Raw genomic sequence first — 23,343 nt, forward strand, 5'->3', positions numbered from 1 at the left:
AATCGCACAATTCATAAAAAGACTTGCGCGATTTTCTTATCTTTTTCTTAGCAATACAGAATTAAAATATTCATTTATTTTTCCTACTATTAATTACAAGAGGAGTAAGCAGATGAGTAAAATATCAGAAGCAGTTGGAAAAAATTTAGATTTAAGTCTCAACGAACCTTTGAAAGAACTTGTTTATCAAGCATTTCGTAAAACAATCATTCTCGGTGAAATTCCTGCGGGACAACGGATCAATGAAAAAGAATTTTCCGAGGTAACGAATATTAGCCGTACACCAATTCGCTATGCGTTACAAAAATTAGTTGAAGAAGGATTAGTCGATCATGTCAAAGGAGTAGGAATCATCGTTCGAGGCATATCCCTTAATGATGCTAATGAAATTTATGCTATTAGAAAATCTTTAGATGTTTTAGCAACAATCACAGCAATGAAAGAAATGACTGTTAAAGATTTTGATGAACTAAAAGCATTATTAGACGAAACTGAACGGTTAAATGAAGAAAATGAAATCGACCAAGTCTTACAAAAATTTTCAGATTTTAATGAGCTGATCTATGAAAAAAGCAAGATGTTACGTTTAAAATCGATTGTCATGAAATTGCGTGAGTACCTCGTCTATTTTAGAGATATCTCAATTCGTTCTAAAGAACGAAGAGATAAAGCATTGAATGAACATTGGCTGATTTATAAATGTATGCTTAATCAAGAAGAAGAGCAATTAGAATTATTGATTACAGAACATTTAGATTATTCTCAGACCTTTATCCTCAAAGAAATGGAAAAACATTTAAATGAAACAGATTAATAAAAAAACGATGTCTAAACAAATAGGTACCTTTGCATTAGAAGCGTTACTATATGAGGCAGGTCTTTACCCTAAACCTGGTTTAGTCGATCCTAAAAGTAGCGGCGCGCATACAGACATGAATTATTTTACCTTTATTGATAGTAGCACCGCTCTTGCCCCATTTCTTACAAAATATGTTGATTTAGGTTTTTCTCATAAAGGAAGCCCTCTTGATCTTTTCAAAAAAGTCAGAGCAGCCGGGCGTCAAGCTGAATGTGCAATGTTAACGAAAACTAATAATATCAATACCCATAAAGGGGCAAATTTTTCTTTTGCATTACTTTTAAGTGCGACTGGAAAAATAATAGCTGAGCAACAACGGACTGTTCCCTTTTCAGTTCAAGATACCTCTGCTGTTTTTAACTATGTAAAACAGATGACAAAAGGGTTACTTGAAAATGATTTTGCTGGTTTAGCTCAAAAAAAACAATTGAGTTATGGAGAAAAACTTTATCTAGAATATGGTATCGTTGGAATTCGAGGCGAAGCTGAATTAGGATATCCTACACTCAAGAATATTGCGTTACCTTTTTTAAGACAACATCAAAAAAATGATCAACGAATACTATTTCTACTATTATTACTATCTTTAATGTCTACAATCGAAGATTCTAATTTAATCAATCGTGGGGGCATTGCTGCATGGCAAAACGTAAAGAAACAATCAGCTGAGCTTTTGCAACATTTTCCCTCAAGCATTTCAGAAACAGAACTAGAAAATGCTTTGATTCTTTTTGATCACCAACTGATTCAAGAGAATCTTAGTCCAGGTGGCTCAGCTGATCTATTAGCACTAAGTTTCTTTTTTGGTCGATTAGAAGGTCTATTTTGAGTTTTACATAATCAAAGGTATTAAAAACGAGGCTAGGACATAACTCTATGAGCTACATCCCAACCTCAAGGAATCCGAATAGACGGCGGGCGCAGAAGCAACTCTTTCTGAAATAAGCTGAAATTCACAAAAATTTGAAAAACAATTTTCGTGAATTTCTTCTTATTTCTCGGAGTTAAACACTTCTGTCCCAACCTCGTTTTTATAAATATAATCATTAATCACTAGTTCCTGCCTCTTTGCCTTCTGGATTAAACAGATAACCAATTCCCCAAACCGTTTGCAAATATTTTGGTTTTTTGGGGTCATCTTCAATTTTATTTCTTAAATAATTAATATATACCGTAATCAAATTTTTATCCATATCTCCATCGCTCCAGACGCTGGCATAAATCTGTTCTTTACTAAATACTTGATAAGGATTTTCCATAAAAAATAAAATCATCATGATTTCTTTAGATGTCATATTTACAATTTCGCCATTTTTACTGAATTGATATTGATTTTTATCAAACGAAAAAACCCCATCTCTCAACATCGTTTCTTCACGTGTTTGACTTAGTGTTAGTAATTGCTCAGTTCGATTTAATGTACTGATGACTTGCGCTCGTAAAACATTTGGTGCAAAGGGTTTAGAAAGGTAAACATCCCCTCCTGATTCTAGACCACTGACAATATCTTGCTCGCTTTTTTTGCCACTGACAAATATAATTGGCGTCAAAGGTTGCTGTTCCCGAATCAATTGAGCCAAATGGTAACCATCGTTTTCATGTTCTAAACTTACATCTAAAAGAAATAATTGAAACTCGACGCGGTTCATGATATCTAATGTTTTTTCGATCGTTTCACTCTGGTACACCAACAATCCCGTTGATTGAAGCGATTTCCAAATCAATCGGCGAATTGCTGGGTCGTCATCAACCACTAAAATTTTTTCATTTCGCAACATGTACACCTCATTATTCTTTTTACATTATCTATACAATAGCGGAATTATCTTTAAATTTCAACATGAAATTGTTATGATATCAACAGACTTTCAAAAGGAGCTAGACCAATGAAACGAACAAATAGAATTGTGAATATCATGATCGCAGCCATGACTATTTTTATTGTTGTATCCGTTTTCTTGGCAATTCGGGGGTTTTCCGTTATTCGTAAAACTACTACTGCTAGTGGACAAGATTTTTTGTTACAGTCGACAGAATACGTTGGTAAAGTGATTCAGCTTTCTATGAAAAATCGACATCAAGCGCTTAATTATCTAGCAATCGATGGCAATTTAAAAAATAGTGATGACCCAGAAACTTACTTAAAGAGCAGCTCATCTTCTTTAAATACATTTTTTGATTCTCTAAATAATGAAGCGGATGCACTTTTTTATATAGAACCTGATGGCTCACCTTTATACGCCTTTCATTGGGACGCTAAGAAAAAGCAAGTCTCTATTGCTGATATTCAAACGATTCGTCCTTTTATCAGTCACGATCTCACCTTGAAACAGCTGTTAGATAAACCAACGGCTCAAAATGGTGATTCGTACTTTATCAACAAAAAAGCCTATGTCAATTTTTATCAAGAAATCCGAACAAGCTCCGGGGCACTTGATGGTTATTTAATTTTACCACTCAATTTAGAAGCTTTTTATAAAAATTTTCTACAGGATTTTGAATTGGACTATAAAGGCTATCCAATGATCAAGGATCGCTCAATGACCGTCGTTATGCATCCTGTAAAACAACAAGTCGGTTTAGATATCATCAATGGTCGAGAAGAACTTTATCCTGACTTCGACTATTCTGATTTAAAACGATTAGAAAAATATCAACTAAACCATACTGCTGGAAAACTGACCTATAAATCCTATTGGTGGGATGAAGATACACCGACTGAGGTTTTAAAAATAAGCGCATTTGAATGGATTGATGTTGGTCTTGCTCATTGGGTCGTTGCACTTAATGCAGATTATAATGAACGAAACGATGACATCATTAATTTTGTGATCGTTTTATCTTTCCTTCTAGTTTTATTATTACTTTTGATCATTATCTGCTCTCTTTTTATTCATAATTTCAGAAAAAAGGAAACGATCGAAGCAGAAAATCGACAGTTGATCGAAAAACAAAAACAGCAAAAAATACAACATCAGCTTGAATTAGAACTTTATCAACGAAATAAAATGGAAACTGTTGGTCTATTGACTACCTCGATTGTCCATGATATGAACAATTTTTTAACACCAATTATTGGCAACACACAATTATTATTGGAAGAACATAGCAACAATTCCATACTAAGATCAGATTTAGAGGAGATTCTCCATGCTGCTCAAAAAGGAAAGCAACTATCGTCAAATGTACTACGTTTTTCTAAACCACAAAAAAGTGTTCAAGAATGGATTGACATCTCTGCAGCGATCGGAGTAGCTACTCACTTGATTGGTGAAATCATTCCTAAAAAAGTTCAACTCATCTTATCCATCCAAGAAAACCTAGGAACAACCAAATTGGAAGAAACAGATTTACAAAATTTGATTTATAATTTGATCACTAATGCGTATCAAGCAACGAAAGATAATACAAACAAGGTACAGAAAATTCAAGTCACTGTCTCTCCCTCCTCAAAAGAAATAACTGAATTATTAAAAACTCGCAGTCACCGAATGGGTCATATCGACCATTTTGTTACCTTGGAAATCACTGATAACGGTTCAGGAATTCCACCGGTGTTAAAAGAAAAAATATTTGAGCCTTTCTTTACAACGAAAGCTGCCGACGAAGGTACTGGCCTTGGCTTATTTGCAGTGGCCTCGATCGTTGCAAAGTATGAATGGCATCTTTCACTAAAATCTAAAGAAGGTCAAGGTACAAGCTTCTTGATAACCTTCCCCGTTCATTCATCTAATAAACCTAAATAGACAAGAAGTTGGGATATGACTCTTGGGGTTATGTCCTAGCTTCTTGTCTGTCTTTAATAGGAATAACTAAGATAGCTATGTTAGACCTTATAGTATTTTTTTCTCTCATTTTTCGTTATACTAAGATGGAAATCATTTATTGAAGGAGTTCTATTATGGGGAATTATTTTAGCATTATCATTGGGACTATTTATCTTATTGGCGTATTTATGATCCCGACATGGCGTAAAAAGAAAGTAAACCAAGATTGGAAATTTTATGAGTTACTTTGGTTCTCAATTTGTTTTATTGTTTATGTTATTAATTTAGAAGTACGGCTTCATACTTATTACTTTTTGATACCGTCAATTTCCCTACTGTTTTTTCTTTTTTGTTATTTTAAAGAAAAACGTAGATTGGTAAATGGGTTAGTATTTAATTTATTTCTAGTTGTTGGCATGACCTATTTAGGCTCTTTATTGGTTAGAACAATGGATCCATTATTGATTATTTTAGCAGGAATCACTGGTATTTTCTTGTTATTGCTTCTATTGATTGGGCTTTACGCCTTAGTCGTGTTCTTATATTGGAATGCTATTGTTGTAATGCGTAAAGAGGGGCATTCTTTAGCCAACCTATTAACCTTGCTTTTAGCAATCGGCTTAACAGTCTTTTTGATATTTAATCATTATTCTACTCGAATTTTACCATCGTGGGCATCTTTGTTATTCGGGATTTTACCTTTATTTATGTTTTATTTTTCCATTGTTTTTTACAATTTTTTAACGATTTCGATTATTTATCAGTTCAATCAGCCAAAATATGAACAAGATTTTATCATTGTTTTAGGCTCGGGTTTGATTGATGGGAAAACAGTCCCACCACTTTTAGGCAAACGGATTGAAAAAGCAATTCAATTTTATACGGCGCAAACTAAAGCCACTTTGAATTCGCCAAAAATCCTTATGTCTGGAGGAAAAGGCGATGATGAACATATTGCAGAAAGTCTCGCCATGAAAAATTATGCTCTTGAAAAAGGCATTCCAGAAGAAGATATTTTAATCGAAGCAAATTCAAAAAATACTTTAGAAAACATGAAATTCTCTAAAGAAATCATGGAAGCGACTTTTGGTGGTATAGATTTTCATGCGATTTTTATTACTAATAATTTCCATTTGTTTCGCGCAGGTCTTTTTGCAAAAATGGCCAATCTTAAAGCGGATGGAATTGGCGCTAAAACAGCTTTTTATTTTCTACCAAATGCTTTTTTAAGAGAGTTTATTGCAATCGTAATGATGCACAAACGACGCCACTTGATTATATGTGGTTTGATCGCCTTGATGATGACTCTCTTGGCTTTAGCAGAGTTTTTTCTAGTCTCAAATAGCTAAAATAAACAACGAGGTTGGGACAGAAGTGTTTAACTCCGAGAAATAAGAAGGAGTTGCTTCTGCGCCCACCGGTTATTCGGATTCCTTGAGACTGGGATGTAACTCATAGTTATGTCCCAGTCTCGTTTTTATTTAATGAAACTGTACATGACGAATCTCATCATAACCAATCTTATGGCCGTCTACATAAATTCCTAATTCATCATGCCCTTGGATCATGCCAATAATATCAGCTCCATAATTTCCCTCACTATCCAGTTCTTCTTTTTGAACACTCACTTCAACTTGATTTTGAAACGCTTGAGCTAGTACTTCATCGATTTCTATCCAGCTCATTTGAATCTTTTTTTCAGCTGGCTGTCTTTTTTTCTCTTGTTCAATGATTGCGGTATGTTCAGATAAATAAAAACCTGCCCATTTTTTCATTTTTCTATCTTGATATTGTTCAAAATAGTAATCTCGTTCTTTGCTCATTGCAACCCCTCCATTCCCCCTGAATGTCCACCAACCAACGATGCTCTTGAAATTGCTGTACCACCAGATGAAACTGAGCTTGCATGAACCAATGAAACATAGCCAAAACGTTGACGAATCTCATCAATCAACTGATCTAGCTTTCGTTCTTTCAATTGTTCATCTGGCTCATGAAATAAATCTAGTTGTACATAAGTATTATAGTTCAATTTGGAATAAGTAATTCCAATATGTCGTACTTCTTCCCCATGCCAATGTTGTCTAAATATCATTAGACAGTATTCTATCAAGACTTTACTGCTATTCGTCAGTGGAACCTTCATTTGCCTTGAAAATCCTGAGTCTCCTGCCTTACTGGCTCTTGAAAAGCCGATGGACAAATGAACACATTCAGTCTGACAGTGTGCTTTTCTAAGTCTGGCGGCCACTTGTTCTGCCATTTCTCGGATCACAACTTCGATCTCCTCTTGTCTCAAATAATCTCGCATTAAAATCTGAGAATTATTGTAAGATCGTTCTTCCGGTATGTATTTTTCGGACAAACGGCTCCGATCAATGCCATGGGCATGAGCATACAACTGTTCTCCGATAATTCCTAAGTTTCTTTTGAGACTATTCAAATCAGCATGAGCTAAATCATAAATGGAACGAATCCCTAGATTATTCAATCGCTTCGCCAGCCGCTGACCAATCCCCCACATATCAGTCATTGGTTCAATTGGCCAAACTTTTTTAGAAATATCCTCATAATGCCATTCAGCAACTCGTTCTTCATTATGCTTGGCTTCAATATCCATAGCTAATTTGGCTAACAAAGGATTATCACCAATCCCAATCGTAATCGCCAACCCAGTTTCTTTCTTGATTCTTTGCTTGATGATTTGGGCTAATTCTATCGGCGATTGGCCAAATAATCTCCAGCTGGCTGTCACATCTAAAAAGGATTCATCAATCGAATAAATATGTAAATCTTCTTCTGCTACATACTCTTTATAGATAGCATTGATTTTCATGTTCTCCTTGATATACTCATTCATTCGCGGTGGGACAATCACCAGCTCAGGGTGATTTGGTACGTCATATTTGCGTGTCACATTGGTGATACCTAGGACTTCCTTGGCTTTGGGAGAAGAAGCTAAAACGAGACCACCACTATTTTCCGCATGACTCATCACAACCAGCATTTTTTCCATTGGATCATAACCTCTAGCTACACACTCGACTGAAGCGTAAAAGGATTTTACATCAATACAAAAAATCGCTCTTCTGGGCTCCTTTTCATAATCAAAAAACATAGTGACCCTCTCCTTGATTTATTTCATAATTAATTATACGAACGTACGTTCTTTTTGTAAAGGGGAACACCTTTTTAAATTTAAATATAATAAAACAATTTTTTTAGAATTATAGAAGAAACTGCTATCTTAATATGTAAAAAAGCATTATAGTTATCTTAATATGTAATAACATTAAAATTTAAGAGTGAGCTTTTACGCTTACATATTCATCTACTTAGAAGTAAAGGACAAAGAAACATTAATTAAAAGGAGTGTACGCAGTGTCGATTTATGAAAAGTTTATTCAAAATGAACGATTACGACGTTTTTTTGTTTTAGCTGTCGTTATGTTTATTTTATTTTTAGCAAGAAGCATGATCACAATGATTTTGTTAACATTTATTTTTACATTTTTAGCGCTCCATTTCGTGAAATTTATTCAGCGATTTTTAAAAGTACCATCACTTATACTTGTTTTAGCAACTTATTCTTTGATTGTCTTTTTAATTTATCTGGCTATAACAAAATATGTGCCGGTTCTGATTCATCAAACTGTGCAAATGTATGATTCAGTTGTGCACTTTTATCAAAATCCAACTGATAGCCATAATCAATTATTGATGATTATTAACCAATATATAGAAAAATCAAACTTGATGACGCAAATTCAAAATGGTGCCAGTATGGTCTTACGTTATATTCAAGATATTGGTTCGATTGGGCTTTCTTTTGTCCTTTCTTTCATCTTAAGTTTCTTTTTTATGATCGAGAAAAAACAAATGGCAGAGTTCTCTAAACTATTTCTAAAGAGTGATTTTGATTGGTTCTTTAAGGATATCCATTTTTTTGCAGATAAGTTTGTAAATACCTTTGGCGTCGTGATGGAAGCACAATTTTTTATTGCCGTTGTTAACACTGGTATTACAACAATTTGTTTGGCTTTGATTGGGTTTCATCAATTACCCAGTTTAGCGATCATGATTTTTATTTTGAGTTTGATTCCCGTTGCAGGTGTGATCGTTTCTTGTATTCCACTAAGCTTTATTGCATATTCTCAAGGTGGTATCAATGATGTGATTTACATTTTAGTGGTGATTATTATCGTTCATTTATTTGAATCTTATGTCTTGAATCCTAAATTTATGTCTAGTAAAACAGATTTACCAATTTTTTATACTTTTGTAATTTTACTGATCAGTGAACGACTATTTGGTGTTTGGGGATTAATTGTCGGTATTCCGATTTTCACTTTCTTTTTAGATATTTTAAAAGTTAAACCAATCCATTCTGATACTGAAAAATTCTCTGAGCCATCAAATGAATAAAAAAAGTGAACGTCTGGATTTTATCCAGTCGTTCACTTTTTTGTGGTTTTGGCTGTTTTCGTATTTGGAAAATCAGTCAGGCAGCAAAGACTAATTGATTTCGGACCAAATAACTACATCTTAATAGCTACCTGTTCCAATAACCCGAATACACGGCCATATATAAGGAATATTACCAAATTCCTTTGCTCCCTTTGAGCTAAAACTAGTCATTTTCTACTAAAATAAATGCTAGCTGAACCACCTTTGTTCAACCTTTTTTAACGTTCCAATTTACTGCAAGATAAACTCTTTTGTCAATTTCACTTTATCACTAAATAGTTTAGTCGCTTCAACTGATACTGGTGTTGTCATATCAGATAGCTTATAGGGAACTTTTAAATTCAATGTTGCTCCTGGTTGAATCTCTGTCATTGAGTCAACGTAACCCGATTCTCCCATAATTGCTAACTGCAATGCAATGCCATTTTGAAAAGCTTTCGTTGTGATTGACGTTAAAAACATCGCATTTTTATCGCTGTTATTTGTAAACTCGTAATCGATCACACCGACATCTTCTCCGTTGTAATCTTTTGCAAATGATAACTCCTTGATTGCAACATGATACTCTCCCAAGTCACCAGCATCAGTCGCCGCAGGTTCCTCTGATTCTTGTTTTTTAGTAACCTTACTTGTCGTTGGCTCTTTTTTAGACTTTGTTTCTTCTTTAGAATCAGATCCCATATTAGCCAGAACACCACCTACTACTAAAACACCGACCCCAATCAAAATAATTTTCTTCATGTTCATTTTTTTGTCTCCTTCGTTATTTAGTCCGTTAATACACATTTATACTACTGAATAATCAAAGAAAAATCTTATGCAATTTGCATAGTCGAAGGTAAACTTGTAGTCAAAATCGTTTCACTCCACCATTGGTCACTTTAAGATATAACCAAAAATAAATCATCCACCCCAAGGCCATCAAAATATAGCCAGCTCCCCGCAAAATCAATTTTTTGGAATTAAGTAAAGGAATCTTTTCATGGAAATTCATAAAATTAGTAAATAATAGCATAGGGAGAATAAAGATAATACTTCCTTCTAATGCTCGTAATATTTTTTCAGTAATGGTTTGTCCCTCAAAGATTGTTGCTGGTAAACCAATCAATATGAAAACATAATAAACAACTGCCAATGTCATTTTCCACGGCTGTGCTGTACGGAATCCTGGTATATATTTCCTTAAAAAGGATCTGATTGGCATTTTGGCGTTGCTTTCTCCGTATATTTCATTGTTCTCATGACTATTTTCTGGATCGTCCAAAATAAGCTTGTCTTCTTCATCATGTGTTCCATTTGTTAGTTGATTCCACTTTTCTCTCACCACGGTTTGCATTTCTACTGCTGACTGGTAACGGTTTTTAGGATCGAACCTTGTTGCCTTCAAAATAATTTCATGTAAAAAAGGATCAGAACTTAACTGATTTTTAGGATACTCTTTGGTTGAACAAATATTGATGACAACCCCCACCGAGTAAAGATCACTTCTTGCATCTGACTCTGCAAATCCAAATTGTTCAGGTGAAGCAAATCCAATTGTGCCTAATTGAACGGTATCTGTTTCTTTCGTTCCATCAAACACACGCACTGCATCAAAATCAATCAATTTCAGCATTCCATCATTCGTCAACATAATATTTCCCGGTTTCACATCACGATGAACTAACCCCTTGTTATGGAGCGCTATTAAAGCATCTAGTAAAGACAGTGTTACTTTTAAGATTATCTGTGTCTCCATCACTTCGGAAGATTTAATAATTTCTGTCAATGTTTTACCATGAATAAATTCTTCATATAGATAGATTTGGTCCCCTTCGATCAGAACTTCTTGAATTTTAGGTAAATTGACTTGTTTGATTTTTTGTAAGGTGATCAAATTATCCATCAAATACAGTGGATAACACTTTTTCACAAAAAATTCCTTTGTATCATTTTTTCTTACAAGGAGCGGGCCATTTGTTTTATCTGTTAGCGGTTCAATTTCTTTGTAAGAAAATGGACCTGAATTATTTGTATTTTCCATTTTTACACTCCATTTTTTGTTTACTTTTTTTATTATATCAAATAAATCAATAAAATACGTCCGCCTTTTTTTAAAAACAATGTATAATAGCAATAAGATATTTTAGATGTAGGAGATTTTAGCATGCAAGAAAAAGATACAGACAAATTACTTCACTCATTGAAACAAGCTGAAAATTTTCAAACAGCTCTTTCTGAAACGAAAGAGTATACAATCGACAAAACCTTGAAAGATTATTTGAGTAGTTGGCTAATCAATAAAAATTTGACCAAAAGTTTAGTGTTGAAAAAAGCAGGAATCACTGAAGCAACAGGCTATCAGTATTTCGATGGAAAAAGAAATCCTTCTCGAGAAAAAATCGTTGCTTTAGCAATTGGCTTAACATTGAATTTAGAGGAAACGAATGAGTTAATGAAAAAAACAGGCTATGCTCAACTCTACCCCAAACAATCTTGGGATGCTGTAGTGATTTATGGCATCACTCACGGTTTGACTATTTCAGAGATCAATGATCACTTATATGATGAAGGTCTAAAAACCTTTTGGGAGTAGTCACCACTTAGAATCAAAAAAATACAACCTATTCACCTAACAGAATAGTGTTGTATTTTTTGTTTATCCTTTTTTTGATTTCTTTTTACTTCTCAGTGTGACTAAAAATGACACTGTCGGTAAAATATAGCAAAATACTGCATATGGTAGATAATTGATGGTTGCAATCCCCAGAGTTCCTGAAATAAATACTCCACTCACTCCCCATGGAATCAAAGGATTCACAACTGAGCCTGCGTCATTCAATCCCCTAGATAACTGGGACAACGGAACCTCTTTTTCTTTGAATTTATTGATAAAAGATTTTCCAGGTAAAATGATCGACAGATACTGTTCACCGATCAGTACATTGATTCCGATCGAGCTCATCATCGTAATAAAAGTCAACTTACGGCGGGAATTGATTACTGATTCAACCCGTTGGAGCAAACACTCGATAATTTCCATTTTCACTAGTAATCCACCTAAGGCTAACGCCAAAATAATCAGTGATACTGACCACATCATACTTTGTATACCTCCCCTAGAAAGCAGTTCATCCACTTGTGTGTTGCCAGTATGAGAAACAAAGCCATTTTGGATTATATCAGCTGTTCCTACAAATGAAAAGTGCATATTAGAAAAAAACATCAGCATAAGTGAAGCACAAATACTTAACAGTAATGTAGGAATTGCAGGGATTTTTTTCCACGCACAAACGAACAAGATCGCTAAAGGAATCAATTCAACAAAAGAAATCGTAAAATTGCTATTTAATGTGTTTACGATATCGTGAATACTTGTACTATCTAAAGCGCCGTCATAGCGTAATCCCATGGCTAAAAAATAACCAAACGAAAGCAGCGCTGCTGGAATGGCTGTTTTATATGTATTTTTCAAATGGTCAAATAAATCGACTTCCGAAATTGCTGCAGCTAAATTCACTGTATCAGAAAGTGGTGAAATCGAGTTGCCTAAAAAAGCCCCCGAAACAATTGTACCTGTTGTCAATGCGGGATCGACTCCAATTAAACTACCCATTCCTAAAAAGGCAATCCCGATTGTTGAAATCGTGGTAAAAGAGCTACCAACAGCGCCACCGACAATACCGCAAACAATAAAAACGGTCGGAATAAAAAACTTCACTGATAAGAACGAAAAACCTAAAACCATAATTGTCGGAATCGTTCCTGAAGCGATCCAAACACTAATCAACGCACCTATTAAAATAAAAATCAGCATTGGAATAATACCAGAAGAAACACCATCGATCAGCGCATCCTGAATGAAATCCCAAGAAAACTTTTTATAGACCGCAAACAAAAGTAAATAACCAATCGCAATCAAGATCGCAACATGAGCAGGAATTCCAAAGCCAATAATACTTGTACCAATCATTGACAGCAACGTTATCAATAAGAAAACAGATTCATTAAAAGTCACTTGATATTGTTTCATACATTGTTCCTCACATTTTTTATAGAAAGTCGATGAACGTTTTGGTCATTTTCTTTCATTTATTTTTTATAGAAAAGCTGCAGCTATGACAAAGCGTTAGTACCGCTTTGTCATAACCACAGTAATCATTGTTACAGTTGTTTATTCAGCGTAGATCGCTTCTAATTTTTCTTGGATCGCTGTTTTGATTTTTTCTGCATATTCATCAAAAACTTCTTTGTCATTCATATATGGAGACATCCCTGCAGCACGTAAGATCGTTACTTTATCTGCACGTTCCCATTCAGCGCGAGAAAAACCTAGGCTGTTTACAAATTCAAATGGACTGTGTCCATATTCTTCAATAGCAAAATCCGTATGTGATGTAATGAATTCATTGTTATATAATCCGCCTTTTGCATAAGATGCATAATCGTAGAAATCATGATTTAATTTATTCATTTTCACAAGATCGGTATTGCCTTTTTCATTAAAGACATAATCCACCATATTGAAATCTGGTTTTGTTAATGCATGGATTTCGATTGTTTTGTCGCCTACTTTAAACTCTAACCCATCGATAAAGTGATAGAAATGATAAGCCCCTTCAATACTTGCACCCATTAATTTACCGTAACCCGTTACGTTCAATGGCAGTACTTTGTGAGCAGTCCAAACAGCAGCTGCAGTTGCTCCCGCTTTAGATCCTTCAAGAATGTAAGCACCTAATAGCGCTGGAATATCTGCTCCTTTTTCAAATACATAAGTTGCAAAATATGAAATCACATCACGCATGCGGATGTCTTTGATTACGACACCACCAGCAGAATAAGGAATATACCCCATTTTATGTGGATCGATCGTTACAGATTCAGCTTGTTCGATTGCTTTGAATGAGTCATAAACTTCTCTTGTCAACCAATCATTTTTTTCTTGGAAGATGTTATGTTTTGCATAAACTTCTTCAATTTTATCCCACTCGATAAATTGATCATTTTCATCTAAGAAGATTGAGCGTCCATAGCCGCCGTATGCTGCATCAACATGCACATAGAAGTAGATGCCTTCTTTAGCTAATTTATCTCGTAAAGCAATGATTTGATCAATACGGTCAACTTGCCCTTCTTCTGTTGACCCAACAACACCAACTACTCCAAGTGTAGGAATTCCTTGTGCTGCTAACTCACGAATTTGCACTTCTAATTTGTCAATATCCATGCGGTATTCGCTATTTACTTCACCAGCAATTACTTGATCTAAACCAATTCCGATAATGTCAGCCGCTTTTAACCATGAATAGTGTTTTGTTTGTGGTACGATCCATTTACCTAATTTGTCCAAGTTTTTACCACTACGCGCTGATTGCGCTTTGATCTCGTCAAAGTTATCTTGTACTTTATCTAAAATATCTAAAACTTCTGTTGTAGACATGTTCAACAATTCCCAGTCTGTTTTGCCTGCCACCATTTCCGGCACAACAGCTTGAATTGCAAATGGTAATGATTTCATATTGCGGGCATACCATAAACCTTCTAGGTTAGCAATCGAACCATCTGCTGCAATATGACCCCAACCATCTTCATACCCCATCAATGTAGCAAATTCTAAGCCGACCTCTTCTTCCATTTGTGATGTTGCTGGCGATGACTCATATGCTACGTTATTGCCGTTCCAAAGCATTGCAGTTGTATAGGCGATAATTGATGGCATCAATGTTTCAGCGTTCATATGCCCCCAGAAACGGCCTGCTGAGTGCCATGGAAGTGATTCTGTACGTAAACGAGAAGATAAAACATTGAAGACACTTCTCATATTGTCCGCTGTTTCTTGGAAACTTTCAGAGCTTCTATCTTGTGGCGTAATAACGGGTAAATCTTGTGGCATGTAGTTTTGTCTCCAGCCCACATGTTCATCGATCATTTTATTTAATAGCTCTTTGAATAAATCAACGTTCTCCCCTTTGTCACCTATAAATAATGCTTTTAAATTTGTATCATCAGTGTTGAAATTTTTCATGATATTTTCCTCCAATAGTTTCATAATTAATCATGCTGAAAATGTTGTTTCTTATTTATCTGTTTTCTTCCATTCTGGTTTCTTTTTCTTATAAATGATCAAGGCAATACCGATCATGATAACCGTTGCTGCCACTTGGAAAATGATATATGCCACATGTCCATTTTGGGGAACAGAGGTTGGTGGAATCAAGCTGACTAGAATCGTAACAACCACACTAACGATTGCTAAAACGGAGACAAACCACATCAAGCCATTGCCTTTACTTCCTAATCTAAATGGACGTTTCACAGTCGGCATACTATAACGTAACTTAATCGCTGAAAGTGAAATCAATAAATACACCACACAATAAAGAATCGTCGTTGTGATCGTGATGATTAAGAAGGCTGCACTAATATCAGGAACCACTACATATAAGAATGACACAAGTGATATAACGATTGCTTGGATCATAACGAAAACAATTGGAATTCCTTTTGCGTTACGTTTTTGGAAGAATGGTGGTAAGTTCCCTTCTTCTGCTACTTTGATCATTGATTTACTTGGACCTAAAACCCAAGCGCTCAATTGAACTAACACACCGACTAAAATCATCAATGAAATAATATTATTGAAAATCGCTGGAATCCCAAGATCTTGTGTCATGATCACAAACGGTTGTGTGATATTGGCAAGTTCCATTTTTCCAGCTGGTACACTATCTGCCACGCTTAAACCAGCTGCTAAGTTAAATACAACTAATAGTAAAACCGAAGCAATCACAGCGATTGGATAATTGCGTTTTGGGTTATCAATATTGTTTGCATGGACAGATGAAATTTCTACTCCAGCAAAAATGAAGATAATTCCTGTTAAAGTTGGTAAGCTACCAAGATCGCTAAAATCAGGTAATAACTTGCTTGCGTCAAAGTGACCTAAATAACTATCTTGATTGATCCCATGTTTTGCCATATACATCATTCCTAAAACAACTAAAGCCACAAAAGGAATATAAACACCGATCACAGCACCCCAATCACCTGCAATTTTTACCATGTCAAATTTCAAATTAAGCAACGTAATTCCCCAATAAGAAATCAGTATCATAATAAAAATAAATAGATTATTGTGTCCCAAATCTGGACGGTCGATTACATAACCTAGTAGCACACCTACAGTTGAAGCGACCATTACCATTCCGAAAAACATTTGCACCCATAATAACCATGAAGTAACAAAACCCCATTTTTCACCAAATGCATTACGTACCCATACTTGAGGTCCACCTTCTTCTGGCCAGCCAGTTGAAAGTTCGGCTGAAATCAAGGCAATTGGTAATGCAAAGCAGCAAGCTGCGATCAACATATAAAAAATTTGTGCCCATCCAGTTGACGCTAATGTTGGAACACTACGAACCGTTCCAAAAAAGGCCATGGTAATTCCGATTAATCCAAATAATGATAATTTCTTATTCATGTTTTTATTTGACCTCCTGATTAAATTTATTTTTTGTTTCCCACATGTGAAATCACTCCCAAAGTATAGGTACCTTTAAGCCTCAAGTCAAAAAGAGCAGAATTAAAAAAATAGCCCGTTATTTAACATTTATATACTCTATACAGCGCGTCAATGCTCCACTGCACTAAAGCGTTTGTGTGAAAAAAATAACATAAAACAGCTAATTGTAAAAAGGTCGTTCGTAATTGTTAGAAATTATACTTGCCACTTTCCACTTTCAAAAAACCTAGATTAAAGAGAAGTAGCTTTATATGAGAAAGACCTCATTTAAAAATAATAAAAGAAAAAAAGAAGTATTTGACAAGTCGGTTTATTTGTCGTAAAATTGCTACAAAATAACATATCAAACTTTAATAAAGCGAAGTAGCAAGAATGTCCCTATTTCAGAGAGTCAACATTTAGTGAGAGTTGGCATATACATTTTTTGTGAATTACACTTTTAGTTTCCTACCGTAAGTAGGCGTCTTTCTACGATACAGATTTGAGAGGTATATGATGTTTCATATACAATTTGGGTGGTAACACGGCGAAGTTCGTCCCATAGGCTAATAGCCTATGGGGCGTTTTTTATTTTATTTAGGAGAGGAAGAAGAGACATGACAAACATTATTGATGAATTAGAATGGCGTGGCGCCATTAACCAACAGACAGATAGCGAAGGTTTACGTGAATACGTTGAAACTGAGAGCATTTCACTATATTGCGGTGTTGACCCTACAGGAGATAGTATGCATATCGGGCATTTGATTCCTTTTATGATGCTAAAAAGATTCCAAGCGTTTGGACATCATCCATTTATTTTGATCGGTGGCGCAACTGGAACGATTGGCGATCCAAGTGGACGTACTACAGAACGTCAATTGCAAACAATGGAAACTGTTCAACATAACGTTGATTCTTTAACCAGACAAATGGAAAAATTATTCGCAGTGGATACTGATAATACATTAACCTTAGTCAACAACTACGACTGGACACACAATCTGACTCTTTTAGATTTCTTAAGAGACTACGGTAAATTCTTCAATATCAATACAATGCTTGCCAAAGATATCGTAGCAAGCCGTTTAGAAACAGGCATTTCGTTTACAGAATTTACGTACCAAATCTTACAATCAATGGACTTTTTACACTTATTCAAAAACAATAACGTTCGTATGCAAATCGGTGGTGCTGACCAATGGGGGAATATCACCGCTGGTCTAGACTTGATCCGCAAAAAAGAAGGTGCCGATGCAAAAGCCTTTGGTTTAACGATTCCATTGATGTTAAAAGCAGACGGAACAAAATTTGGTAAAACAGCAGGTGGTGCGGTTTGGTTAGATCCAGAAAAAACAACCCCTTACGAATTCTACCAATTCTGGGTAAACCAAGACGATCGTGACGTAATCAAATACTTGAAATTCTTTACCTTCTTAACAAAAGAAGAAATCGATGCCTTAGAAGTCAAAGTACAAACAGAGCCACATTTACGTGAAGCGCAACGTGTGTTAGCCGCAGAAATGACAAAATTTGTTCATAGCGAAGCTGATTTAAACGATGCTCTAGCAATCTCAGAAGCATTATTCTCAGGAAACGTAAAAAATCTAACTTCTAAACAAATTGAAGACGGGTTTAAAAATATGCCTACCGTTGAAACAAAAACACTTGATCAAAATCTTGTAGATTGGTTGATCGAACTTGGCATTGAACCATCTAAGCGTCAAGCTAGAGAAGATATCTCAAATGGAGCAATCTCAATCAATGGTGATCGTATTAAAGAATTAGACTTTGTCGTTACAGCAGAGCACAGTTTTGATGGGAAATTCATTATTGTTCGTAAAGGGAAGAAACAATACACTTTAGTGAAATTACTTTCTAAGTAAAAAATAATTAGTCTATTTTTAAAGGGTGAAGGAAAACTGAAAATCAGTTTTCCTTCACCCTTTTTCATTTACTTATTCAATTTACTGGACAAAATACAAAAAAGTTTTATAATAAAAAATGCTTGCTACGAAGTACACAGTGATTAAACAGAATGTTGCCACCATGTATTATCTAGCTTCGCGGGCTAGCTCTTCAGAAAAAAGATAAAATTTGATTGTGGCAAAGAACGCCACTCTCCTATTTTTCTGTCAGAGCTGGACGAGCCCGCTCAGCTTTTAAATTAGGAGGAGCTTATGAAAATCGACAAGATACAAGACGGCCACGGCGATGAGTTTTTCCGTTCTCTATTAGCTTTAGAAACATTGGAGGATTGCTATAATTACTTTGATGACTTAATGACACTTAAAGAATTAGATTCTATGATTCAGCGATTTGAAGTTGCAAAGCTATTACTACTAAATAAAACGTACAGTGATATCGCTGAAGCTACTGGCAGCAGTACTACAACGATTTCTAGAGTGAAACGCATTATTGATGAAGGAAATGGCGGATTGCTTGAAATGGTTCACAGAATCGATGAACAAGACGACAAAGAACTTCATCGCTAAAATATAGGCTAATATACCAGTAGACGAAAAAGACGTTTAAAATAGATACTAAAACAAAAGACCGAGCTTGGCCAGCTCGGTCTTTCTTTGTGTGACAAATATGCTATTTAAATATGAATTGGCAAACCTAAAGCCAACTCAGAAGCATCCATAGTAATTTCCCCTAAAGATGGGTGTGGATGGATCGTTAATGCGATATCTTCAGCATTCATGCCAGATTCAACCGCTAATGATAATTCAGAAATCATATCACTTGCGCCAACTCCGCCGATTTGTGCTCCGATAATTACATTGTCTTCGTTTGTTGTTACCAAACGTACGAATCCTTCAGTTTTACCTAAAGAAATAGCACGACCGTTACCAGCGAATGGGAATTTGTACGCAGTTGCTTCTAATCCCGCTTCTTTGGCTTCAGCAATTGTCATACCAACGCTTGCTAATTCTGGATCAGTGAAGGCTACAGCAGGCATTGCTTTGTAGTCAACTTCTACTTTCTTACCGGAAATTGCTTCTGAAGCAATTTTCGCTTCATAACTTGCTTTATGAGCAAGAGCAGCGCCTGGCACGATATCTCCAATAGCAAAAATGTTTGATACGTTTGTTCTACCTTGTTTGTCAACTTTAACTAAACCACGTTCGCCAACTTCAACACCTGCTTGTTCTAAACCAAGATCATCAGTGTTTGGACGACGTCCAACTGTTACCATTACATAGTCAGCAGTGACTGATTCTTCTTTGCCGTCTACTTCATATTTTACAGTTACGCTGTCGCCGTTGTCGATTGCTTCTTTAGCCATCGCTTTTGTCACAACTGTTACATTTTTCTTCTTAAAGTCATCTGTAACTAGTTTAACCATATCTTTTTCATATGTTGGTAAGATTGAAGGGCTACCTTCTAAAATTGTTACTTCAGAACCAAGGTTCGCATATGCGCCACCTAATTCTGCACCGATAACACCGCCACCGATGATAACAAATTTCTTAGGTACTTCTTTCAAGTTCAAACCACCAGTAGAATCTAAGACACGTCCGCCAAATTTAAATCCTGGAATTTCGATTGGGCGAGAACCAGTTGCTACGATTGCATTATTGAAAGAGTAAGTTTGAGCTGAATCTGGATGAATGACACGTAATGTGTTTTCATCAACAAAGAAAGCTTCTCCTTCAATAATTTCGATTTTATGTTTTTTAAGAAGGAAACCAACACCGCTTGTCAAAGTATTAACAACTTTATTGTCTTTCCATTCTTGTGTTTTTGTAAAGTCTAACTCAACACCTTTAGCTGTTACACCAAACATAGTTGAATCTAGTGATTCTTGATAGTGATGTCCTGCTGCGATCAATGCTTTAGAAGGAATACATCCAACATTTAAACATACACCGCCGATAAACTCACGTTCAATGATCGCAACTTTTTGACCCATTTCAGCAGCACGAATCGCTGCAACGTATCCTCCAGGGCCTGAACCAATTACGACTGTATCTAATTCAATGGCGAAATCTCCTACTACCATGTGATAATCATCCTTCCATTAATAATAATTCTGGATCAGCTAATAAACGCTTGATGTTGTTCATTGCTTTTTGAGCAGTTGCGCCATCAACGATACGGTGGTCAAAGCTCATTGAAAGTTTCATTACACGTCCAACAACGATTTCACCGTCTGCATTTACAACTGGTTGAGTAGCAATTGTACCTACACCTAAAATCGCAACTTCAGGGTAGTTAATAACTGGTGTAAACCAGCCGCCGCCAACTGAACCGATATTACTGATTGTGATAGAACCATCGCGCATATCCGCACCAGTTAATTTGCCTTCAATTGCAAGAGCTGCTTTTTCGTTGATTTCATCAGCGATAGCAAACATGCTCTTAGTGTTAGCATTTTTAACGTTTGGTACATATAAACCATGATCAGTATCAGTTGCGATACCAATGTTATAGTAGTTTTTATAAACGATTTCTTGTGCTGCGTCATCAATTGATGCATTCAAGATTGGGAATTTTTGAACTGTTGCAGTCAATGCTTTTACAACATATGGTAAGAATGTTAGTTTCGTACCGTTTGCAGCTGCAACATCTTTAAATTTCTTGCGGTGATCCCATAGTTTAGATACTTCAACTTCATCATGCAACGTAACGTGTGGTGCAGTATGTTTACTGTTAACCATCGCTTTCGCAATTGCTTTACGAGTTGGTGTCATTTTCTCACGTGTTTCAGCTTCACCTAAATCAGAAACAAATGGTTTAGCAGGAGCTTTTGGTGCAGCTGCTGTTTCAGTTGTTGCTGATGCTGCCGTAGTTTGTTCAGCTTGTGCTGGCACTGCTGCTTGTCCGCCACCTGAAATAAATGCTTCGATGTCCGCTTTTGTTACACGTCCGCCTTTTCCAGTTGGTGCAACTTGAGTAATATCTACGTCTTTTTCACGAGCAAATTGACGTACTGATGGCATAGCCAAGACGCGTTTGTTCGGATCAGCTGCTGCTACTACGCCTGTTGACGCTGAAGGAGCTGGTGCTGCTGGTGCTGGTGCACTTGCTACTGGTGCTGAACTTGGTGCAGAGTTATGTCCTGGCGCATCGATTTCGATCAATACATCCCCAACGTTTGCTACTGTACCTTCTGGTACTACGATGTTTTTAACTGTTCCTGTAACTGGTGAAGGAATTTCTTCAACAGATTTGTCGTTTTGAACTTCTAATAATGTATCATCTTCATTGATTGTATCGCCTGATTTAACAAACCATTTTACGATTTCGCCTTCTGCAATACCTTCACCGATATCTGGTAATTTAAATTGGAAAACGCCGCCACCATTATCAGCTGCTGGTGCTTCTTGAACAGCTGCTGGTTGTGCAGGAGTTTGTTCTTGAGCTGGAGCCGCTGCTGGTGCTGCATCATTTTCAGGATGTCCTGGTGCATCGATTTCGATCAATACATCCCCAACGTTTGCTACGGTGCCTTCTGGTACTACGATTGCTTTAACTGTTCCTGTAACTGGAGATGGAATCTCTTCTACAGATTTATCGTTTTGAACTTCTAATAATGTATCATCTTCATTGATTGTATCGCCAGCTTTTACAAACCATTTTACGATTTCGCCTTCTGCAATACCTTCACCAATATCTGGTAATTTAAACTGATAAGCCATTTTTTAGTCTTCCCTTTCTTTTATGTCTAACTTCACAAGATAACCTTGGCAACAATAAGTCCAAACTTTCTCATGATAACGAATCAGTGAAAGTTCAGCCTTATTGTTCAAGATTGAGTTATTCTGCTCGACTATTAATTAAAATTCTGCGATTTCTCTAGCTTTCGCTTCGATATCTTTAGCATTTGGCAACCAAATGTTTTCTGCTTGTCCAAATGGGAAGATTGTATCTGGAGCAGATACACGGCCAATTGGCGCTTCTAATGATAATACTGCACGTTCAGAAATTTCAGAAACAACCATAGCGCCAACGCCAGCTTGTTTTTGAGCTTCTTGAACAACGACTACGCGACCAGTTTTTTCAACTGATTTAATGATTGTTTCAACATCTAAAGGAGCGACCGTACGTAAGTCAATGATTTCAACAGAAATATTGTCTTTTGCTAAATTGTCAGCAGCTTTAATTGCTTCACGAACCATTGCACCATAAGTGATGATAGAAACATCAGTACCCTCACGAGTAACAGCTGCTTTATCTAAAGGTACTTCGTATGCTTCATCCGGCACTTCCTCACGGAATGAACGGTATAGTTTCATGTGTTCTAGATAAACAACTGGGTCATTGCTTCTGATTGCAGAAATCAATAGTCCTTTTGCATCATATGGATTTGATGGGATAACAACACGGATACCAGGAGATTGAGCAATTAGCCCTTCCAAGTTATCTGAGTGAAGTTCTGGTGTGTGTACACCACCACCAAATGGCGCACGAACAGTAATCGGCATGTTACGAGTTCCGCCCATACGGTAACGAGTACGAGCCATTTGACCAACGATTTCGTCAAAGACTTCAAATACAAATCCAAAGAATTGAATTTCAGGAACTGGACGGTATCCTTCTAAAGCTAAACCAAAAGCCAAACCACCGATTCCAGATTCTGCTAAAGGAGTATCGAAGACACGGTCTTCGCCAAATTTTTCTTGTAAGCCTTCAGTTGCACGGAAAACTCCGCCGTTTTTACCAACGTCTTCACCGAAGATCAGTACGTTTTCGTCTTTCTCTAATTCAAGAGCTAAGGCATCTGTAATTGCTTGGATCATTGTTTTTTGTGCCAT

General features: G+C 36.1%; 19 protein-coding genes and 1 other annotated feature. Of the genes, 8 read left to right on the top strand and 11 right to left on the bottom strand.

The genetic code is table 11. From position 1 onward, the window contains the following. The first annotated feature begins 112 nt into the window (after positions 1 to 112). Positions 113 to 814, top strand: coding sequence for a GntR family transcriptional regulator (locus AC4BB5_RS12105; RefSeq protein WP_490456374.1), 702 nt, complete (start codon positions 113 to 115; stop codon positions 812 to 814). Then, positions 801 to 1,688, top strand: a complete 888-nt coding sequence (gene citG / locus AC4BB5_RS12110) for a triphosphoribosyl-dephospho-CoA synthase CitG (RefSeq protein WP_490456375.1) — start codon at positions 801 to 803, stop codon at positions 1,686 to 1,688. The genes AC4BB5_RS12105 and citG overlap by 14 nt, the downstream gene beginning before the upstream one ends. Positions 1,689 to 1,905: 217 nt before the next feature. Here citG and AC4BB5_RS12115 read toward each other — a convergent pair whose 3' ends face one another. After that, positions 1,906 to 2,634, bottom strand: a complete 729-nt coding sequence (locus AC4BB5_RS12115; RefSeq protein WP_490459067.1) for a response regulator transcription factor — start codon at positions 2,632 to 2,634, stop codon at positions 1,906 to 1,908. A gap of 111 nt (positions 2,635 to 2,745) precedes the next feature. Between AC4BB5_RS12115 and AC4BB5_RS12120 the strand changes: the two genes are divergently transcribed. Next, entirely contained in the window at positions 2,746 to 4,605 is a 1,860-nt protein-coding gene (locus AC4BB5_RS12120) for a sensor histidine kinase (protein WP_490456376.1), read from the top strand. A 155-nt stretch (positions 4,606 to 4,760) separates the two neighbouring features. Then, positions 4,761 to 5,975: a YdcF family protein gene (locus AC4BB5_RS12125; RefSeq protein ID WP_490456377.1), complete on the top strand. Its 1,215-nt coding sequence runs from the start codon at positions 4,761 to 4,763 to the stop codon at positions 5,973 to 5,975. A gap of 132 nt (positions 5,976 to 6,107) precedes the next feature. On the opposite strand, the gene AC4BB5_RS12130 is transcribed toward AC4BB5_RS12125, so the two are convergent. Next, entirely contained in the window at positions 6,108 to 6,449 is a 342-nt protein-coding gene (locus AC4BB5_RS12130) for a hypothetical protein (protein ID WP_490456378.1), read from the bottom strand. Further along, positions 6,446 to 7,744: a Y-family DNA polymerase gene (locus AC4BB5_RS12135; RefSeq protein ID WP_490456379.1), complete on the bottom strand. Its 1,299-nt coding sequence runs from the start codon at positions 7,742 to 7,744 to the stop codon at positions 6,446 to 6,448. The genes AC4BB5_RS12130 and AC4BB5_RS12135 overlap by 4 nt, the downstream gene beginning before the upstream one ends. A 263-nt stretch (positions 7,745 to 8,007) precedes the next feature. Between AC4BB5_RS12135 and AC4BB5_RS12140 the strand changes: the two genes are divergently transcribed. Beyond that, positions 8,008 to 9,051: an AI-2E family transporter gene (locus AC4BB5_RS12140; RefSeq protein WP_490456380.1), complete on the top strand. Its 1,044-nt coding sequence runs from the start codon at positions 8,008 to 8,010 to the stop codon at positions 9,049 to 9,051. A 273-nt stretch (positions 9,052 to 9,324) separates the two neighbouring features. Here AC4BB5_RS12140 and AC4BB5_RS12145 read toward each other — a convergent pair whose 3' ends face one another. Together AC4BB5_RS12145 and AC4BB5_RS12150 are read right to left on the bottom strand one after the other, a co-directional pair. Continuing rightward, positions 9,325 to 9,840, bottom strand: a complete 516-nt coding sequence (locus AC4BB5_RS12145) for a DUF5067 domain-containing protein (protein ID WP_490456381.1) — start codon at positions 9,838 to 9,840, stop codon at positions 9,325 to 9,327. Between the two features lie 103 nt (positions 9,841 to 9,943). Further along, positions 9,944 to 11,116, bottom strand: coding sequence for a serine/threonine-protein kinase (locus tag AC4BB5_RS12150; protein ID WP_490456382.1), 1,173 nt, complete (start codon positions 11,114 to 11,116; stop codon positions 9,944 to 9,946). Between the two features lie 123 nt (positions 11,117 to 11,239). Here AC4BB5_RS12150 and AC4BB5_RS12155 point away from each other — a divergent pair, with 123 nt between their 5' ends. Continuing rightward, positions 11,240 to 11,668, top strand: a complete 429-nt coding sequence (locus AC4BB5_RS12155) for a helix-turn-helix domain-containing protein (protein WP_490456383.1) — start codon at positions 11,240 to 11,242, stop codon at positions 11,666 to 11,668. 63 nt (positions 11,669 to 11,731) lie between these two features. On the opposite strand, the gene nhaC is transcribed toward AC4BB5_RS12155, so the two are convergent. The 3 genes from nhaC to tyrP all read right to left on the bottom strand — a co-directional run bounded on the left by nhaC (position 11,732) and on the right by tyrP (position 16,558). Next, a complete protein-coding gene (gene nhaC, locus AC4BB5_RS12160) occupies positions 11,732 to 13,105 on the bottom strand; it encodes a Na+/H+ antiporter NhaC (protein WP_490456384.1) in 1,374 nt (457 codons plus the stop codon). Between the two features lie 141 nt (positions 13,106 to 13,246). Further along, the gene (gene tdc, locus AC4BB5_RS12165) at positions 13,247 to 15,100 is read right to left on the bottom strand and encodes a tyrosine decarboxylase (protein ID WP_490456385.1); all 1,854 of its coding nucleotides are present in this window, start codon (positions 15,098 to 15,100) and stop codon (positions 13,247 to 13,249) included. 51 nt (positions 15,101 to 15,151) lie between these two features. Continuing rightward, positions 15,152 to 16,558 (bottom strand): tyrosine-tyramine antiporter, encoded by a 1,407-nt coding sequence (gene tyrP / locus AC4BB5_RS12170; protein ID WP_490456386.1) that lies wholly within the window; start codon positions 16,556 to 16,558, stop codon positions 15,152 to 15,154. A 383-nt stretch (positions 16,559 to 16,941) separates the two neighbouring features. After that, positions 16,942 to 17,144: a binding site (T-box leader), on the top strand. A 52-nt stretch (positions 17,145 to 17,196) separates the two neighbouring features. On the opposite strand from tyrP, the gene tyrS reads away from it, so the two are divergent. Together tyrS and AC4BB5_RS12180 are read left to right on the top strand one after the other, a co-directional pair. Beyond that, entirely contained in the window at positions 17,197 to 18,465 is a 1,269-nt protein-coding gene (tyrS, locus tag AC4BB5_RS12175; RefSeq protein WP_490456387.1) for a tyrosine--tRNA ligase, read from the top strand. A gap of 294 nt (positions 18,466 to 18,759) precedes the next feature. Beyond that, a complete protein-coding gene (locus AC4BB5_RS12180) occupies positions 18,760 to 19,074 on the top strand; it encodes a YerC/YecD family TrpR-related protein (RefSeq protein ID WP_010760824.1) in 315 nt (104 codons plus the stop codon). 107 nt (positions 19,075 to 19,181) lie between these two features. On the opposite strand, the gene lpdA is transcribed toward AC4BB5_RS12180, so the two are convergent. From lpdA to AC4BB5_RS12195, 3 genes are all read right to left on the bottom strand, one after another. Then, positions 19,182 to 20,588 carry a dihydrolipoyl dehydrogenase gene (lpdA, locus tag AC4BB5_RS12185; RefSeq protein WP_490456388.1) on the bottom strand — a complete coding sequence of 469 codons (1,407 nt, stop codon included), beginning with the start codon at positions 20,586 to 20,588 and terminating at the stop codon, positions 19,182 to 19,184. Positions 20,589 to 20,595: 7 nt separating this feature from the next. Next, a complete protein-coding gene (locus AC4BB5_RS12190) occupies positions 20,596 to 22,227 on the bottom strand; it encodes a dihydrolipoyllysine-residue acetyltransferase (protein ID WP_490456389.1) in 1,632 nt (543 codons plus the stop codon). A gap of 138 nt (positions 22,228 to 22,365) precedes the next feature. Then, positions 22,366 to 23,343: an alpha-ketoacid dehydrogenase subunit beta gene (locus tag AC4BB5_RS12195; RefSeq protein ID WP_348920386.1), complete on the bottom strand. Its 978-nt coding sequence runs from the start codon at positions 23,341 to 23,343 to the stop codon at positions 22,366 to 22,368.

The organism is Enterococcus sp. AMC1252, from assembly GCF_058216515.1.